We start from the raw sequence: 16,883 nt of genomic DNA on the forward strand, positions 1-16,883 counted from the left end.
GCTCCCACGACGGGCGCGCCCCGCGGCGGAAATTGACGTCATGTCAAGGTGAAGTCAGCGCTCAGCGATACACGTCCGGGCCGTGATCACCTCACCGCCGGACCGCCGGACCGCCGGACCGCCTCACCGCCGGACCGCCGTGAGCGCCGTGAGCGTCGCCTCGGCGCTGTCCAGAAGCATGTCCAGCGCGTGCGGATACGCGCTCTCGTTCATGCGGGCGACGAGCAGCGGCGCAGTGGCGGCGATGTTCGGATGGGTGTCCGCCGGCAGCCGGGCATAGGTCGCCTGCCAGACCGTCTCGTCAGCGGTCCGCGCCGTGTCCGGAAGAGCGAGGCTCGCAGCGTCGAGCGCCGCGAAGGCGAGCGTCTGGTCGATGAAGGCCTGGTAGATCCGCACCGCTTCCGGATCGGGGAATCCGGCCGAGCGCAGTACGTCGAGGATCGTCTCGTCGGCGGCGATCTCGTTCGCACGGCCACTGACCCGACTCGCCGTGAGGACGGCGGCCTGGGGGTGCGCGAGATAGGCGGAGTGGATCCGCAGCCCGAGATCTCGCAGATCGCCCCGCCAGTCGCCCACGGGCCGCCGCCCCCGCATCGCCCGGCCCATCAGCTCGTCGGCTATCGCCAACGTCAGATCGTCGGTGCCGCGGAAGTACCGATACAGGCTGCTCGGGTCGGCTCCCAGCGCGGTGCCGAGGCGCCGCACCGTCAACCCCTCCCGGCCGTGCTCCTTCAGCATCCGCAGCGCCGTCTCCACGATCAGCTGCTCCGAGAGAACGACGCCGTTCTTCGTCGGCCGCCTGCGCCGGCGCGCCGATTCCGTCACCACCCGCTTCGCCACGAGGGCTCCCTCCGTCTCCGTCGAGCTTATGCCAACGCGATTGACGTGTTCCGGCGAGGGCGCGTTTCATGGCGGCACCAGGGCCCCTGGCCCCCGACGAAAGGCGTTCCTCATGCGAGTACTGCTGATCGGCGTCGGCGGTGTGGGCACCGCGATCACCCGGATCGCCGCCCGCCGCTCCTTCTTCGACCACATCCTCGTCGCCGACTACGACCTGTCGCGCGCCGAGGCGGCGGTCGCCGCGCTCGACGAGGACGGGGCCCGTTTCACCGCGGTCCGGGTCGATGCCTCCGACCGGGAGGCGGTCACCGCGCTGCTCGTGGCCGAACGGTGCGACGTGCTGCTGAACGCCACCGATCCGCGGTTCGTGATGCCGCTCTTCGAGGCCTCGCTCGAGGCGCGGGCCCACTACATCGACATGGCGATGTCGCTGTCGTATCCGCACCGCGACCGCCCCTACGAGGAGTGCGGGATCAAGCTCGGCGACGCGCAGTTCGAGCGTGCCGCGGACTGGGAGAAGGTGGGGCGGCTGGCGCTCGTCGGCATGGGGGTCGAGCCGGGGCTCTCCGACGTGTTCGCCCGGTACGCGGCGGACGAACTGTTCGACACGATCGACGAGATCGGCGTCCGCGACGGAGCGAACCTCACCGTCGACGGCTACGACTTCGCCCCCTCCTTCTCCATCTGGACCACCATCGAGGAATGTCTCAACCCGCCGGTGATCTGGGAGAAGGACCGGGGCTGGTTCACCACGGCACCCTTCAGCGAGCCCGAGGTCTTCGACTTTCCCGAGGGCATCGGCCCGGTCGAGTGCGTCAACGTCGAGCACGAGGAGGTTCTGCTGATCCCGCGCTGGGTGGACGCCGGCAGGGTCACGTTCAAGTACGGGCTCGGTGACGACTTCATCGAGACCCTGAAAACGCTGCACAAGCTCGGCCTCGACCGGACGGACAAGGTGACCGTCCCGGGCGGGGCACAGGTGTCCCCGCGCGACGTCGTCGCCGCCTGCCTGCCGGACCCGGCCACGCTCGGCGACCGGATGCACGGCAAGACCTGCGCCGGCACGTGGGTGAAGGGAACCAAGGACGGCGCTCCGCGCGAGGTGTACCTGTACCACGTGGTCGACAACCAGTGGTCGATGCGCGAGTACGGATCGCAGGCGGTCGTCTGGCAGACGGCGATCAACCCGGTCGTCGCCCTGGAACTCGTCGCGAGCGGTGTGTGGGCGGAAACCGGCGTCCGCGGCCCGGAAGCCCTCCCGCCGGTGCCCTTCCTCGACCTGCTGAAGGAGTACGGCTCTCCCTGGGGCCTGCGCGAGCAGTGAGAGCAGTGACCGGACGCCCGGTGCCGGGGGTCGGACGAGTGCCGGGTCAGGCGCGCTGAGAGGCGCGGCCCGTGCTCAAGGGGCAACTGATCCCGCAGGCCCTCTGCGATCGGCCTCGGTCGCGTCCGTCCGACGACCCGGGTCGCCCCGGGCGGTCACCGTCGGCCGTCCGTGATGGCCTCGGCAAGAGCAGCGATCGGTGGCCATGACCACTGGCCTGCACGTGCCAGCAGGGAACTGCGGCGCATGCCGGCCAGCGGGTCCAACGGCCGGAAGGCGACGTCCGTCCGGTGCCGTTCGATCCCCGACCGGGCCAGCAGTGCCACCCCGAGGCCGGCTCCCACCAGGCTGTTGACCAGGTGCAAGCTGTCCACGCGGTGAGCGATCCCGGGAACGAATCCGGCGATCGCACACACCCGGTGCACCAGTTCGTCGTCATCAGTGCCGCGCGAGTTGGCGATCCAGCCCGTTCCGGCGAACTCCGCGAGTTCGGACACGGCGACGGGACGGTCGGCATCGGGGCGGCCGGCGGGGACGGCGAGGTGGAGCGGCTGTTCCTCGAACGGGCGGGCGCTCAGCTCGGGCGGCACCGTCCGCGGCACCAGGCTGTAGTCGTACACGACACCCAGGTCGATGCCGCCTGAGCGCAGCAGACGTGCCGTGTGCTCCGGCTCGTGCTCGTGGACCTCCACGGTGACCCGCGGATACAGCTGCCGCAGGCGCGCCAGCGCCGGCAGCACCACCGGCTCGACCGCCGTGTAGAAGCTCGCCAATCGCACGCGTCCGACCGGCTCCGCCGTCCCGCGCAGCTCCGCCTGGGCTTCCTCCACCGCCGCGAGGATGCCCACCGCGTGCTCGACCAGACGCTCGCCGGCGGGTGTCAGCTGCACCCGGCGGCCGTCCGGGGTCAGCAGCCGCACACCGACTTCCTGTTCCAGGACGGCCAGATGTTTGGACACGGCCGATGTCCCGTAACCGGTACTCGCGGCCACCGCCGCCATGGTGCCCAGTCGGTGGAGCTCGACCAGCAGCCGCAGCCGCCCCAGGTCGGGCAGGTTCTCTGTGCCGCTGTCCGCAGTCATGGCGGCATTGTCCACCAATGGTGGCTGATCGATCCACTTTCAGCCCGTGGACAGAAACATAACGTGCCCGGTCCAATGGGCCCGGTGACCGCCACCAACACACCCGCCCCCGACGCCGCCGCCGTCCCGGCCCCGACGGCCACCGGCCCCGCGCCCGCCCCTCGCCGTCTGCCGGGGCCTGCGCTCGTTCTCGTCGCCATGGTCGTGCTGCACACCGGCAGCGCCCTGGCGACGGAGCTGTTCCAATCCCTGGGCCCCGCAGGCACGACATGGCTGCGGCTGACCTTCGCCGCGCTCTTCCTCGTCGCGTTCGCCGGCAGGTCGCTGTGGCGGACGCTGCGAGCCACCCCGCGCGGCGATCTGCTGGTCACCGGCCTGCTGGGCGTGGTCAGCGCCGGGATGATGCTGTTCTTCTCCGAAGCCGCCGCGCGTCTGCCCCTGGGCACCGCCACCGCGCTGGAATTCCTCGGCCCGCTCGCCGTCGCGGTCGTCGCGTCCCGCCGGCGCAAGGACCTGGTCTGGGTGGGGCTCGCCGCAGCCGGCGTGGTCCTGCTCACCTCGCCGTGGAGCGGAGACACAAGCCTGACCGGTGTCCTCTTCGGTCTGGGCTCGGCGGCCTGCTGGGCGCTCTATGTCGTCGGCACCGCGCACGTCGGAAGCCGCTTCTCCGCACCGCACGCACTGGCCGTGTCCCTGGCGGTCGCCGCGGTCGTCGCCGCGCCGTTCGGCGCGCCGGGCGCCCTGGCGGCCCTCACCTGGCAGACGGCCGCCGCGGCGGCGGGCATCGCCGTGCTCATGCCGCTGGTGCCGTTCCTGCTGGAGATGAAGGCGCTCCAGCGCATCGGCAAGACCACCTACGGCACGCTCGCCGGCCTGGAGCCCGCCGTCAGCCTGCTGGCCGGCATGGTCCTCATCGCGCAGACGCCCGCGATCCTGCAGGTGGCCGGCACCGCATTGGTCGTCACCGCCGGTATCGGCGCCACCCGGGCCGAGTCCCGTCGCTGAACGGCTCGCCCACAACGAGCGCGGCAAGGCACGTGCCCCAGGACGAGCGCGGCACGGCACGTGCCCCAGGACGAGCGCGGCACGGCACCGGCCTCGGCAACAGCGCGGCACGGCACCGGCCCCACCTCGGGGCGGCGTCCTCGGTTACGCGCAGGCTTCGACCTCTGCACAATGGACGAAAAGGACGTCTTGCCCCCGCCCCGCCTCCCGTGGGCACGGCAGGGGCCCAGGCGCCGTGCAGCAGAAGGGACAGTCACGTGCCGTCAGACCGGGCGGGGAACGCGCAGGGCCCCCCGCCGCTCTGGTCCGAGCACGGGACACTGTTGGAGCACATCCCGGTCGCCGTCTTCGGAATGGATGAGCACGACCGGATCTGCTATTGGGGCCCCGGCGCGAAGGACCTCTTCGGGCACGACGCCGCCTCGGCGCTCTCCCGGCCCGCCGGCATGCTCTTCCCCAAGCCGCCCCGGGGGGAACCGCCCGCGTCCGTGCGGCTGGGGGAGCGGGGCAGGACACTCGGATACTGGCGGGTCCGGCTTGCCGCCCGGCACCGGGACGGCACGGTCTTCCCGTGCGGCTTCCGGGCCTTCCCCGTGACCGGCGCCGGCACCGGTTCCGTCGTCATGGTCCTGGCGAGCCGCGGCGATGAGCTCGACCGGGTGAAGACCAACCTGGTCTTCCTCGACGCCCTTTTCGAGACCTGCCCCATAGGCCTGGTCAGGCTCGACGAGGAGCTGCGGTACGTCCACCTCAACCATGCGCTCGCCGAGATGGACGGTCTCCCCATCGAGGAGCACCTCGGCCGGCGCATGGACGAGGTCATGCTCACCACTGACGGAGAAGAATTTCTTCGGATGCTCCGCGCAGTCGCCGCCGGCGGCCCGCCTGTCGTGGGCGCGCTGGTCGGTCTGCGCACCCCGGGCCACCCCGATCGCGACCAGGTTCGGTCGGTGAGTCTGTTCCCCCTGAGCCAGGCGGGCGACACCCGGCCCGGAGTGGGCGGGCTGCTGGTGGACGTGACCGACCGCGAACAGGCCATCGTCGAAGCGACGGCGACCCGGCAGAGGCTGGCACTGCTCGACCGCGCCACGGCCCGCATCGGCACCACCCTCGACGTGGAGGTGACTGCCCGGGAACTCGTCGAGGCCGCGGTACCGGACTTCGCCGACGCCTGTGTCGTCGAAGTCGTGCAGTGGATGGACGAGTCCGAGGTGTTCGACCCGCAACTACCACTGGTCACCCACAGAATCGCCTCAGGAACGGTCCTGCCGCCGCCCGCCACCGAGCTCGTGAGCGGTCTCGAGACGGTGACGTACCCGCCGGGCTCCAGCATCCACCGGATGCTGCGCACGGGCAGGCCCGTCTCCGTCGCGGTGAACGCGGACTTCGTCACCACGACCGTGATGCACCAGGACCGGGCCCGGCTCCTGATCGACAGCGGTCTGAAGTGCATCCTCCTCGCACCCCTCGTCGCCCGGGGCACGGTCCAGGGCGTCACCATGTTCGGCCGCTCCGCCGCCCGCCCGCCCTTCACGGAGCAGGACCTCACTCTCGCCGGGGAGCTCGCCTCCCGTGCCGCGCTGTGTCTCGACAACGCGCGGCTCTACAGCCGGGTCCAGCACATCGCGCTCACCCTCCAACGCGCGCTGCTGCCCACTGCCCTCGCGGCCAGCTCCTACGTCGACGTCGCCCACCGCTATGTACCGGGCAGCCATATCACCGAGGTCGGCGGCGACTGGTACGACGTGATCAACCTGCCGGACGACCGCGTCGCACTCGTCGTCGGCGACGTCATGGGACACGGAGTTCCCGCCGCCGCGGCCATGGGCAGGCTGCGCATCACCGCCAAGGCACTCGCCAGGAGCAACCAGGAACCGGACGCTCTCCTCGGCGAACTGGACGCCTGCGCCCAGGAGGCAGGCATCGAACTGGCGACCTGCCTCTACATCCTCTACGACCCCGAGACCGGCCGCGCCCGCATCGCCAACGCCGGCCACCCGCCGCCGCTCGTCCTTCACCCGGACGGCACGGTCAGGACGATCAGCGAGGTGCTGGGAATCCCCCTCGGGGTCGGCGGCCTTCCCTTCGGCACGACGGACATCGACCTGCCCGACGGTGCTGTTCTCGCGCTGTACACCGACGGCCTCATCGAAGACCGCGGCCGGGACATCGAGGGCGGCATGGCCGCGGCCCGCGCCGAACTGCAACGCGCACCGGCCGACCTGGAGGAAGCGGCGGACACCATCCTGTCCCGTCTGCGGCCCGACCCTCCCGACGACGACACGGTGCTCGTCCTCGCACGCGTGCGCCGCCGGCGACAGTACGCTCCCGACGGCAGCCCCACCCCAGGAGCGACTCCATGACCGTCCCCGCCGCCTCGCCGTCCACCGACGGCGGCCTGCGCTACGACGACCTGCGCGCGCTGTTCGTCAACTGCACCCTCAAGCGCTCCCCGGAGGTCAGCAACACCGGGGGGCTCATCGACAAGAGCCGCGCGGTGATGGAGGCCAACGGCGTCACCACCGAACTCGTCCGGGCCGTCGACCACGACATCGCGACCGGCGTCTGGCCGGACATGACCGAGCACGGCTGGGCCACGGACGCGTGGCCTGCGCTCTACGAGCAGGTGCTGGCCGCCGACATCCTGGTCCTCGCGGGGCCGATCTGGCTGGGTGACAACAGCTCGGTGACGAAACAGGTCGTCGAACGGCTCTACTCCTGCTCGAGCCTGCTCAACGACCGTGGGCAGTACGCCTATTACGGCCGCGTCGGCGGCTGTCTGATCACCGGCAACGAGGACGGCGTCAAGCACTGCGCGATGAATCTCCTCTACAGCCTCCAGCACCTCGGTTACACCATTCCCCCGCAGGCCGACGCGGGGTGGATCGGTGAGGCGGGGCCGGGACCCTCGTATCTCGACGAAGGTTCCGGAGGCCCGGCGAACGACTTCACCAACCGCAACACCACCTTCATGACCTGGAACCTGATGCATCTGGCGGCCATGCTCAAGCGCGCAGGTGGCATCCCCGCCCACGGCAACCAGCGGTCCGAGTGGGACGCGGGCTGCCGATTCGACTTCCCCAATCCCGAACACCGCTGAACGCTTCCCGGGCCGGTCACGCCCGTACGCCACCGGGCCGGCGCACGGCGTCCGCAGGAGTGGGCGCGAGGGTCCTGTGCAGGTTGGCGCGCATCGTCGTCGCGGCATCGAGCACGTAGTTCTGCCTGACCTTCCACGGGCTGCGGTCGCCCTGGCGGGGGAACGCGTCGATGGCGCGCTGGACGTACCCGGAGGCCAGGTCGAGCAGCGGGCGCTCGTTCAGCGTGGTCGTGGGCCGCGGTTCCACCGCCGCGTAGTCGTTGTCGCGCATGTGGTTGAGCACCTTGCACACCAGCCGGGAACTGAGGTCGGCGCGCAGGGTCCACGAGGCGTTGGTGTAGCCGATGCACATCGCGAAGTTGGGGACGCCGGTCATCATCGCCCCGCGCCACACGAACTGCTTGCTCAGCTCAACCGGTTCGCCGTCGACGTGCGGAGTGATGCCGCCGAAGGCCAGCAGCCGCAGCCCCGTGGCGGTCACGACCACGTCCGCCTCCAGGACACGGCCGGACCGCAGCCGGACGCCCTCGGGGACGAACCGGTCGATGTGGTCGGTGACGATCGCGGCCGTACCCGTCTTCAGCGCCTTGAACAGATCGGCGTCGGGGACGGCGCACAGCCGCTGGTCCCATGGGTCGTAGGTGGGCGTCAGATGGTCCTCGACCAGCCGGTCGTCCTGAACGATGCGCTTGTTGATCCCTGTCAGCAGGCGTCGCGCCGCCTTCGGGTTGCGCCGGCAGAACTGATAGAGGCCGATGGCGAAGAGGATGTTCTTGGTCCGCACCAGCCGATGCGCAGCGCCCGCGGGCAGTACGGCGCGGATGCCGTCGGCCAGCCTGTCCCGTGACGGGAGCGAGCCGATCCAGGTCGGCGTGCGCTGCAGCATGGTGACATGCGCGGCGCTCTCCGCCATCGAGGGCACCAGAGTGACGGCGGTGGCGCCGCTGCCGATGACCACCACCCGCTTGCCCGCGTAGTCCAGCCCGTCGGGCCAGAACTGCGGGTGCACCACCGTGCCTTCGAACGCGTCGATCCCCGCGAACTCGGGCGCGTGTCCCCGGTCGTAGTCGTAGTAGCCCGCGCAGCAGTACAGGAAGTCGCACGTCAGGGTGGTCAGGGTGACGCTGCCGTCCGCACCGGTGCGCTGGAGGGTCAGGGTCCAACGGCCCGTCTCGGTGGACCAGTCGGCGCCGACCACCTTGGTGCCGTAGCGGATCCTGCGGTCGATGCCGAACTGCGCCGCCGTCTCCTCGATGTAGCTCAGGATGGACCTGCCGTCGGCGAGCACCTTCGCAGCCCGCCACGGCTTGAACGGGTAGCCCAACGTGAACATGTCGGAGTCGGAGCGCACACCCGGGTAACGGAACAGGTCCCAGGTTCCCCCCATGGAGTGCCGCGCCTCGAGGATCGCGTACGAGCGCTCCGGGCACTCCGTCTGGAGCCGGTACCCCGCGCCGACGCCGGACAGACCGGCGCCCACGACGACGACGTCGATGTGCTCGGCGGGGGCGTCGGAGCCGGCGGTGGAGGTGTCTGCGGTGTGCGTCATGCTTCCCAGTGTCCGGAACCACATTCAGTAACAATTGGCCTGACGCGACAGATCCTTGACCCTGGACGACATGTCCGTGATCAGATCCGCCGGTCTGCGCGGCTCGAACCAGATGCCGGTGCCGGCGACGGACGCGGCCTCCTGGCGCGTCAGCGCCTTGCGCTGCGCATCGGTGAGTTCGTGCCAGTAGGGCGTGCCGTACAGCGTGCTCCACTCGGGGCTCGCGCCGTGGAAGTCCTCGTCCGGCGGCGTCTCCCAGTCGACCTCCGTGGCGGGGTCGTACGCCAGCGTCGCGGCCGAGTCGAGCAGTCGCCGGGCGACGTCGTCGTCGAGTCGGCTCCGGTCCTGCGGCCGAACGGTGCTGCTTGCCATGCTGGGGCTCCTCGATTCGGGTGTGTGACGTTCCTTGTTCGCTGTGGTGTACGGGGCGTTGTCACGGGCGTCGGTCGTTCCGTGCTGCCCCGCTCGGCGGGACGGAGGCAGCGGAGTGGAGCGGTCCGGTTGTGCCGGCCGCTTGTTAGACGGACTGTATAGCAAGGGCGTCGGGCCGGCCTACCCCCGAGTAAGAAATCCGTCGGCGGAAATCCGGGGACCGTCCGCCGCACGGGGCCCTCGGCGGCGAGCAGTTCGCCCGCCGTGCCCCTTCGGGCGGATCCGGCCGGATAATGGGTGGCGCAGCCCCACGTCGACCTCAGCCTCGCGTCGGAAGGCGATTTCGTGAGCGATCACCACGGAAGCACCCACCACCACGGGCACCACGAGCACGAGCGCCACCAGCACCACGACCACCACGAGCACGGTCGTAACCCCGGGCACGCCCATCACGACGGCCGAACCCACGACCACGATCGTGTGCCGGGCCGCCGGGCGTCGTGGCGGCACCGGCTGGGCCACCTGCTGAAGCCTCACACGCACGACGCGTCGGACAAGGTCGACAGCGCCCTGGAATCCTCCGCCAAGGGCATGAGCGCCCTGTGGATCTCCCTGGGCGTTCTGGGGATCACGGCTGCGGCGCAGGCCGTCGTGGTGGTGCTCTCCGGGTCGGTCGCCCTGCTCGGCGACAGCGTGCACAACGCCGCGGACGCCCTCACCGCCGTACCCCTCGGCGTGGCCTTCGTCCTCGGCCGCCGCGCTGCCAACAGGCGTTTCACGTACGGCTACGGGCGAGCGGAGGACCTGGCCGGAATCGTCATCGTGCTGACCATCGCCGCCTCCGCCGGGTTCGCCGCCTGGACGGCCGTCGACCGGCTGCTGAACCCGCGCGAGATCGGCTACCTGCCCGCCGTTGCCGCGGCGGCCGTCATCGGATTCCTCGGCAACGAGTGGGTGGCCCGCTACCGGATCCGCGTCGGCCGGGAGATCGGTTCGGCCGCACTGGTCGCGGACGGCCTGCATGCCCGTACGGACGGATTCACGTCCCTCGCAGTCCTGTTGGCCGCGACCGGTACGGCCCTCGGCTGGCGGGTGGCCGACCCCGTGGTCGGCCTCGCCATCACCGCCGCGATCCTGTTCGTGCTGCGCGACGCCTGCCGCGAGGTGTTCCGGCGCGTGATGGACGCGGTGGATCCCGCACTTGTCGACGCGGCCGAGCGGGCGCTCCGCGAGGTGCCCGGCGTACAGGCGGTGAGTGAACTCAGGCTGCGCTGGACCGGGCACCGGCTCCGTGCCGAACTCGTCGTCGTCGTCGACGGCGAACTGAGCGTACGGCAGGCCCATCAGGTCGCCGTCGACGCCGAGCACGCGCTGCTGCACGCCGTGCCGAGACTCACCGCGGCCCTGGTCCACACCGACCCCGCCCCGACCCCGGACGCCCCCGACCCCCACCTGCTCCTCGCGCATCACGGAGCCTGAGCGGCCGGGTGGTCGCGCAGCGCCCGCGCGGCTCCGGCGGTCGTAGCAGGGGACGCGGGCAGGACGTCAGGCGCACGCGCCGAGGCGTACTCCAGTCGGCCCATCGCGCCCGTCGGTCCGACGTCGGCCGCTGCCCCTGGGCTCATCGCGGGTGAGCCCTCTCGCAGCACAGCGGGAGGCGAAGCCCGGGCCGGGCTCCGTGCGTCGAGGCCGCCCTGATGTCCGGAACCGGCAGTTGAGCGGGCAGCGGCGCGGGAGCATGCTGGGAGAGCCGGGAGCGGTTCCTGGGACAGTGTGCGGCGCGGTGCGAGAGGGCGAGTGGAGACCCGATGGCCCAACACGTGACCGGTCCGCCGGACGACAGCGCCGGGCGGAACCCGGTGCTGCCCGGCCCGGAACTGCAGCGGCGGATCCTGGAGCAGTTGCCCGTCCCCGTCACGTTCTTCGACCGCAACCTGCGGCTCGTCGCCGCCAATACGGCAGCCTGCGGCAGGGCAGGCAGACCGGTGGAGCAGCTGATCGGTCTGCGAACGGGCGAGGTGGCCCCGGGCGCCCTGGCCGACGGCGCGGAAGGCCTCGAAGAGGCCATGGAGCAGGTGATGAGGATCGGCGAGCCCCGGACCCACGCGACCTGCCTGCGTCCCGTCGGCAGCCCGGAGGACGCGAGCGTGGTCGTTCTGTCCCCTGTGAAGGACGACACGGGCGCCGTCCAGGGGGTGGCGATGGTTTCGCAGGACACCACGGAGCAGTACCGGGCGCGGCAGCGCATGGCCGTGCTGAACGAGGCCAGTCGGCGCATCGGCAGCACGCTCGATCTGGGCCGTACCGCGGAGGAGCTCGCGGAGCTCGCCACGGAGAACTTCGCCGACTTCGTCGCCGTCGACCTGCTCGCCTCGGTCCTCGTGGGCGAGGAAGGACGGCCGGTCGGCGGCACGGACACCATCGTCTTCTGCCGGACGGCCCAGGCGTCCGTGCTGGAGGACTGTCCGGAGGCGGTGGTTCCGCTGGGGGCGACGCACTCCTTCGACCGCGACTCGGCCGTGGGCCGCGCGCTGGCCCGGGGGGAGGCCGCGAGACACGCCGTCGACGAGGAGGTCCTGCGCACGTGGAGCGGAGCCGACCCCCAGCGGGTCCGCAGCATGCGCGACCACCGGATCCACTCCGCGATCATGGCACCGCTCCAGGCTCGGGGCACCACCCTCGGCATGGCCTTGTTCTGCCGCCACCGCAGGCCGGATCCGTTCGACGAACGCGATCGGCAACTGGCCGCGGAACTCGCGGCCCGCGCCGCCGTGTGCGTCGACAACGCCCGCCGCTACACCCGCGAGCGCGCCACGGCCCTCGCCCTGCAGCGGAGTCTGCTGCCCCGCCGGACGGCGCGGCAGCGGGCGGTGGAAGTTGCTTCCCGCTATCTGCCGAACTCCACGGGCGCCGGCATCGGAGGGGACTGGTTCGACGTCATCCCGCTGTCGGGGGCCAGGGTCGCCCTCGTCGTCGGCGATGTCATCGGCCACGGTGTCCAGGCCTCGGCGACCATGGGACGTCTGCGCACCGCCGTACGGACCCTGGCCGAGGTGGACCTGGCTCCGGACGAGCTGCTCACCCAGTTGGACGACCTCGTCCAGAAGCTGGACCGCGAGGAGGCGGGGGACGCCGCCGACAGCTCGCCCGTGGCGGGGGCGACGTGTCTGTACGCGGTGTACGACCCGGTCTCGGGGCGCTGCACCATGGCGAGCGCCGGCCATCCCGAGCCGGTACTCGTCCGGCCCGACGGCGCCGCGCCCCTGCTCGGCCTGCCGAGCGGCCCGCCCCTGGGCGTCGGGGGGCTGCCGTTCGAAGCGGCGGAGTTCGAGCTGCCGGAGGGCACCCTGCTCGCCCTGTACACCGACGGCCTGACCGAGGCGTCGGGGCGGGACGTCGACACCTCGCTCGCCCTGCTGCGCAAGACCCTCGCCCGTCCGCCGGCGTCGCTCGAGGAGACCTGCGACACCGTCATGGGCGCCATGCTGGTGGAGAGCCCGCCCGACGACGTCGCCCTGCTCCTTGCCCGCAGCCACCGGCTGGACGCCCACCGCCACGCCTCCTGGGACCTGCCCGCCGATCCCTCGGTCGTAGCCGACGCCCGCAGGCACGCCTCGGCCCAGCTGGAGGAGTGGGGCCTGGGCGACGCCGCCTTCACCACCGAACTGGTCGTCAGCGAACTCGTCACCAACGCCATCCGCTACGGCGGCGACCCCATCCGACTGCGCCTCATCCGGGATGCCTCGCTCATCTGCGAGGTGTCCGACGGCAGCAGCACCGCGCCCCATCTGCGCCGGGCCCGGATCTTCGACGAAGGCGGACGCGGACTGCTGCTCGTGGCGAGTCTCACCGACCGCTGGGGGACCCGGCACAGCCCCTCGGGGAAGACGATCTGGGCCGAGCAGGCCCTCCCGGAATCCGACGCGACCGCTCTGTGAGACAGCTCCTGACCCCGCCCACTCGCCCTCGCCGGGTACCCTGACCGCCGTTCTCCCAGGTCACAGCGGTGAGGGAGGAGTCGCGCGGGCCAGCGGCGGCAGCGGGGGAAAGGGGTGCCGCAAGGAGCGCACACGCCACCTCCTACACTCGGTCACTGCTCTCGGCCGTCGCCAATGGCGGCACGAAGCGACCCCTGGGAAAGGACCCTGTTCGAGATGAGTTCCGCAGACCGCACCGAGGCACCGATCTACGCGGATCTGGTGGACGAGCGGGGCGATGTGCCCGCCGACGTCCGACGCACCGCCGAGGAGACGCTGCGCGAGATGGGGCGGATCTTCGACTTCGGCGACGGCATGGCCTCCGCCGGCCGCCGCTAGGGTCTTTCGCCGGAGGCCTTCGTGCCTTTGCCTCCGTGCCCTGTCCGGCCCCGTCGGCCGTTTCGCTCAGACCTGGTCGAGCAATCGGCGCAGCGGCCCTGGGACGCGCTCCTCGTCCAGTTCCTCGACGAGCATGCGGGCATAGTGGATCTTGCGTCCGCTGTGGGTGCCCATGAAACGCCGAAGCTGCCTGTGAACGGTCCGCTCCCGCTGAGCGGGCTGTTTCTGGAAAGTACGGAACGACCGCAGATCGCCCTGGACGGCAAGCACCCGCTCCACGGCGTCGGCCCCCAGGGCGCGCAGGAGCTCGTCCTCGAGGTCCGCGTCGCATACCTGGAAGCCGCGCCGTTGCAGCGCGTCACGGTCGGGCTGGGCGCCAAGGCCCGCCCGCTCCAGGGCGCGGCGGAAGAAGCGCTCCTCCGCGGCGTCGCACAGCCCCGCGAGCTCGACGTCGAGCCCTCCTGGGCCGAGCAGCTCCAGGAAGCGGCCGATGTTCGTCGCACCGCCCATGGGGACGACACTGACGCCCTCCGCGTCGAGATCGCGTCCGTGGCGCAGCGCCAGCGCCTCGACCGCGGCCCTGTCGCTGCGGCCCTCGACGAGCACGAGCGTGTGCAGTCCGGCGGCCACGGCCAGCTCATGCGCGGCCGCTGCCGCCGCATGGGCGCCCGGTCCGCCGGCCGCCCATGCGACGACGGCCGAGCGGAAACCGTCCTTGCTCGTCACGTCCACGGAGCCGGAGCCTACGCGCGCCGAGCCCGTCGGCCCACCGCTTTACGGCCTCACCACGATCCTGTCGTGCCACCACGACACCCTTGCGGGCGCCCCGGAACTCCCGTGCGGTCCGGGTGGCGCCGCCGCGAGGCAGGGCCCTGTCGAGTGGGGAGCGATCACGGGATATCTTGATGTCGAGCAATGTTGCAGACGTGGAGAGCGGAGCACCCGGTGACTGACTCGACCATCATTTATACGCACACTGACGAGGCGCCCGCCCTGGCGACGTACTCGTTCCTGCCTGTGATCCAGGCGTACGCATCGACGGCCGGTGTCACCGTGGAGACCCGTGACATCTCGCTCGCGGGACGGATCATCTCCCAGTTCCCCGAGTACCTCGAAGAGGGCCAGCGCATCGACGACGCCCTCGCCGAGCTCGGGGCGCTGGCCAAGACGCCCGAAGCGAACATCATCAAGCTGCCGAACATCTCGGCCTCGATCCCGCAGCTGAAGGCCGCCGTCGCCGAACTCAAGGAGCAGGGCTACGCGCTGCCGGACTACCCGGACGACCCGAAGACCGACGAGGAGCGCGACATCCGCGCCCGCTACGACAAGGTCAAGGGCAGCGCCGTCAACCCGGTCCTGCGCGAGGGCAACTCCGACCGCCGCGCCCCCGCCTCGGTCAAGAACTACGCCAAGGCCCACCCGCACCGCATGGGCGCTTGGACCCCCGAGTCGAAGACGAACGTCGCCACCATGGGCGTGGACGACTTCCGCTCCACCGAGAAGTCCGCGGTCGTCGCCGAGGACGGCACCCTGCGCATCGAGCTCAAGGGTGACGACGGCTCCACGACCGTGCTGCGCGAGTCGGTCCCGGTCCTCGCGGACGAGGTCGTCGACGCGTCCGTCATGCGCGTCGCCGCCCTGCGCGAGTTCCTCACCGCCCAGGTCGGCCGCGCCAAGGCGGAGGACGTGCTGTTCTCCGTGCACCTGAAGGCCACGATGATGAAGGTCTCCGACCCGATCATCTTCGGCCACGTCGTACGCGCCTTCTTCCCGAAGACCTTCGCCCAGTACGGCGAGGCGCTCGCCAAGGCCGGCCTGACCCCGAACGACGGCCTCGGCGGCATCTACAAGGGCCTCGAGGCCCTCCCCGAGGGTGCCGAGATCAAGGCTTCCTTCGACGCCGAGATCGCCGAGGGCCCGGCCCTCGCGATGGTCGACTCCGACCGCGGCATCACCAACCTGCACGTGCCGTCCGACGTCATCGTCGACGCCTCCATGCCGGCGATGATCCGCACCTCCGGCCACATGTGGGGCCCCGACGGCCAGGAGGCCGACACCCTCGCGGTCCTGCCGGACAGCAGCTACGCGGGCGTCTACCAGGTCGTCATCGACGACTGCCGCGCCAACGGCGCCTTCGACCCGTCGACGATGGGCTCCGTGCCGAACGTCGGTCTGATGGCGCAGAAGGCCGAGGAGTACGGCAGCCACGACAAGACCTTCGAGATCCCCACCACGGGCACGGTCCGCGTCGTCGACGCCGCCGGCAACGCGGTGCTGGAGCAGGTCGTGAGCGCCGGTGACATCTTCCGGATGTGCCAGACCAAGGACGCTCCCATCAAGGACTGGGTCAAGCTCGCCGTCACCCGCGCCCGCGCGACCGGCGTCCCGGCCGTGTTCTGGCTCGACGAGGGCCGCGCCCACGACGCGCAGCTGATCGAGAAGGTCAAGACCTACCTGGCCGAGCCCGACACCGAGGGCCTGCAGATCGAGATCATGGCTCCGGTCGAGGCGACCGCGTTCTCCCTCGAGCGCATCCGCCGCGGTGAGGACACGATCTCCGTGACCGGCAACGTGCTGCGCGACTACCTGACCGACCTGTTCCCGATCCTGGAGCTCGGCACGAGTGCCAAGATGCTCTCGATCGTCCCGCTGATGAACGGCGGCGGACTGTTCGAGACGGGCGCCGGCGGCTCGGCCCCCAAGCACGTGCAGCAGCTCATCAAGGAGAACTACCTGCGCTGGGACAGCCTCGGCGAGTTCCTCGCGCTGGCCGTCAGCTTCGAGCACCTCGCGACGACCACGGGCAACGCCCGCGCCCAGGTCCTCGCCGACACGCTCGACCGCGCCACCGGCACCTTCCTCAACGAGGACAAGTCCCCGAGCCGCAAGCTGGGCGGCATCGACAACCGCGGCAGCCACTTCTACCTTGCCCTGTACTGGGCCCAGGAGCTGGCCAAGCAGTCCGAGGACAAGCAGCTCGCGGAGGCGTTCGCGCCGCTGGCCAAGACGCTGGGCGAGCAGGAGCAGACCATCGTCGACGAGCTGATCGCGGTGCAGGGCTCCCCGGCCGATATCGGCGGCTACTACCAGCCGGACGTCGCGAAGGCCTCGGCCGTCATGCGTCCGTCGAAGACCTTCAACCAGGCTCTGGCGACCCTCAGCTGACAAAGGCTCGGGCGGTCCGCCGCCCCTCGCACCGCCCCGGCCGGCACTTCTGCCCGGCCGGGGCGGTCGTGTCTGCGGCCGCGATCGAGTCTGTCCGGCCAGGGCGGGAACACGGCACTGCGGGGCTGCT

Annotated in this window: 12 protein-coding genes and 1 pseudogene; 8 read left to right on the top strand and 5 right to left on the bottom strand. The window is 71.1% G+C overall.

Annotation, left to right across the window (positions count from 1 at the left end):
- Positions 1–123: 123 nt before the first annotated feature.
- Entirely contained in the window at positions 124–840 is a 717-nt protein-coding gene (locus tag ACIQ7Q_RS09980; protein ID WP_403858499.1) for a TetR/AcrR family transcriptional regulator, read from the bottom strand.
- A 112-nt stretch (positions 841–952) separates the two neighbouring features.
- Between ACIQ7Q_RS09980 and ACIQ7Q_RS09985 the strand changes: the two genes are divergently transcribed.
- Positions 953–2,164, top strand: a complete 1,212-nt coding sequence (locus ACIQ7Q_RS09985; protein ID WP_403858501.1) for a saccharopine dehydrogenase family protein — start codon at positions 953–955, stop codon at positions 2,162–2,164.
- Positions 2,165–2,319: 155 nt separating this feature from the next.
- Here ACIQ7Q_RS09985 and ACIQ7Q_RS09990 read toward each other — a convergent pair whose 3' ends face one another.
- A complete protein-coding gene (locus ACIQ7Q_RS09990) occupies positions 2,320–3,246 on the bottom strand; it encodes a LysR family transcriptional regulator (RefSeq protein ID WP_403858503.1) in 927 nt (308 codons plus the stop codon).
- An 84-nt stretch (positions 3,247–3,330) separates the two neighbouring features.
- Between ACIQ7Q_RS09990 and ACIQ7Q_RS09995 the strand changes: the two genes are divergently transcribed.
- The 3 genes from ACIQ7Q_RS09995 (at position 3,331) to ACIQ7Q_RS10005 (ending at position 7,351) form a co-directional block, all read left to right on the top strand.
- Positions 3,331–4,251, top strand: a complete 921-nt coding sequence (locus ACIQ7Q_RS09995) for an EamA family transporter (RefSeq protein WP_403858505.1) — start codon at positions 3,331–3,333, stop codon at positions 4,249–4,251.
- A 257-nt stretch (positions 4,252–4,508) separates the two neighbouring features.
- Positions 4,509–6,614: a SpoIIE family protein phosphatase gene (locus ACIQ7Q_RS10000; protein WP_403858507.1), complete on the top strand. Its 2,106-nt coding sequence runs from the start codon at positions 4,509–4,511 to the stop codon at positions 6,612–6,614.
- Positions 6,611–7,351, top strand: coding sequence for a flavodoxin family protein (locus ACIQ7Q_RS10005; RefSeq protein WP_403858508.1), 741 nt, complete (start codon positions 6,611–6,613; stop codon positions 7,349–7,351). Before ACIQ7Q_RS10000 ends, ACIQ7Q_RS10005 begins: the two co-directional genes overlap by 4 nt.
- Before the next feature lie 16 nt (positions 7,352–7,367).
- Here ACIQ7Q_RS10005 and ACIQ7Q_RS10010 read toward each other — a convergent pair whose 3' ends face one another.
- Both ACIQ7Q_RS10010 and ACIQ7Q_RS10015 read right to left on the bottom strand, forming a co-directional pair.
- A complete protein-coding gene (locus ACIQ7Q_RS10010) occupies positions 7,368–8,900 on the bottom strand; it encodes a flavin-containing monooxygenase (RefSeq protein WP_403858510.1) in 1,533 nt (510 codons plus the stop codon).
- Positions 8,901–8,960: 60 nt separating this feature from the next.
- A pseudogene (locus ACIQ7Q_RS10015) lies at positions 8,961–9,272 on the bottom strand (diiron oxygenase); the annotation flags it as partial.
- 345 nt (positions 9,273–9,617) lie between these two features.
- Here ACIQ7Q_RS10015 and ACIQ7Q_RS10020 point away from each other — a divergent pair.
- The 3 genes from ACIQ7Q_RS10020 to ACIQ7Q_RS10030 all read left to right on the top strand — a co-directional run bounded on the left by ACIQ7Q_RS10020 (position 9,618) and on the right by ACIQ7Q_RS10030 (position 13,588).
- Positions 9,618–10,751, top strand: a complete 1,134-nt coding sequence (locus ACIQ7Q_RS10020) for a cation diffusion facilitator family transporter (protein WP_403858512.1) — start codon at positions 9,618–9,620, stop codon at positions 10,749–10,751.
- 329 nt (positions 10,752–11,080) lie between these two features.
- The gene (locus ACIQ7Q_RS10025) at positions 11,081–13,210 is read left to right on the top strand and encodes a SpoIIE family protein phosphatase (RefSeq protein WP_403858514.1); all 2,130 of its coding nucleotides are present in this window, start codon (positions 11,081–11,083) and stop codon (positions 13,208–13,210) included.
- A gap of 216 nt (positions 13,211–13,426) precedes the next feature.
- Positions 13,427–13,588, top strand: coding sequence for a hypothetical protein (locus tag ACIQ7Q_RS10030; protein ID WP_403858516.1), 162 nt, complete (start codon positions 13,427–13,429; stop codon positions 13,586–13,588).
- A 66-nt stretch (positions 13,589–13,654) separates the two neighbouring features.
- Here the strand turns inward: ACIQ7Q_RS10030 and ACIQ7Q_RS10035 are convergent, their stop codons facing one another.
- Positions 13,655–14,314, bottom strand: coding sequence for a TOPRIM nucleotidyl transferase/hydrolase domain-containing protein (locus ACIQ7Q_RS10035; RefSeq protein ID WP_403859166.1), 660 nt, complete (start codon positions 14,312–14,314; stop codon positions 13,655–13,657).
- Positions 14,315–14,533: 219 nt separating this feature from the next.
- On the opposite strand from ACIQ7Q_RS10035, the gene ACIQ7Q_RS10040 reads away from it, so the two are divergent.
- Positions 14,534–16,753, top strand: a complete 2,220-nt coding sequence (locus tag ACIQ7Q_RS10040; protein WP_403858518.1) for an NADP-dependent isocitrate dehydrogenase — start codon at positions 14,534–14,536, stop codon at positions 16,751–16,753.
- Positions 16,754–16,883: the final 130 nt, after the last annotated feature.

The sequence above is a fragment of the Streptomyces sp. NPDC096176 genome (assembly GCF_044763255.1).
In the GTDB taxonomy this organism is placed as follows: Bacteria; Actinomycetota; Actinomycetes; order Streptomycetales; family Streptomycetaceae; genus Streptomyces.

Bases quoted from the DNA above. Each gene is read 5' to 3' on its own strand.
- ACIQ7Q_RS09985 (WP_403858501.1), top strand. From the start codon at position 953: ATGCGAGTACTGCTGATCGGCGTCGGCGGTGTGGGCACCGCGATCACC.
- ACIQ7Q_RS09990 (WP_403858503.1), bottom strand. From the start codon at position 3,246: ATGACTGCGGACAGCGGCACAGAGAACCTGCCCGACCTGGGGCGGCTG.
- ACIQ7Q_RS10005 (WP_403858508.1), top strand. From the start codon at position 6,611: ATGACCGTCCCCGCCGCCTCGCCGTCCACCGACGGCGGCCTGCGCTAC.
- ACIQ7Q_RS10010 (WP_403858510.1), bottom strand. From the start codon at position 8,900: ATGACGCACACCGCAGACACCTCCACCGCCGGCTCCGACGCCCCCGCC.
- ACIQ7Q_RS10025 (WP_403858514.1), top strand. From the start codon at position 11,081: ATGGCCCAACACGTGACCGGTCCGCCGGACGACAGCGCCGGGCGGAAC.
- ACIQ7Q_RS10030 (WP_403858516.1), top strand. From the start codon at position 13,427: ATGAGTTCCGCAGACCGCACCGAGGCACCGATCTACGCGGATCTGGTG.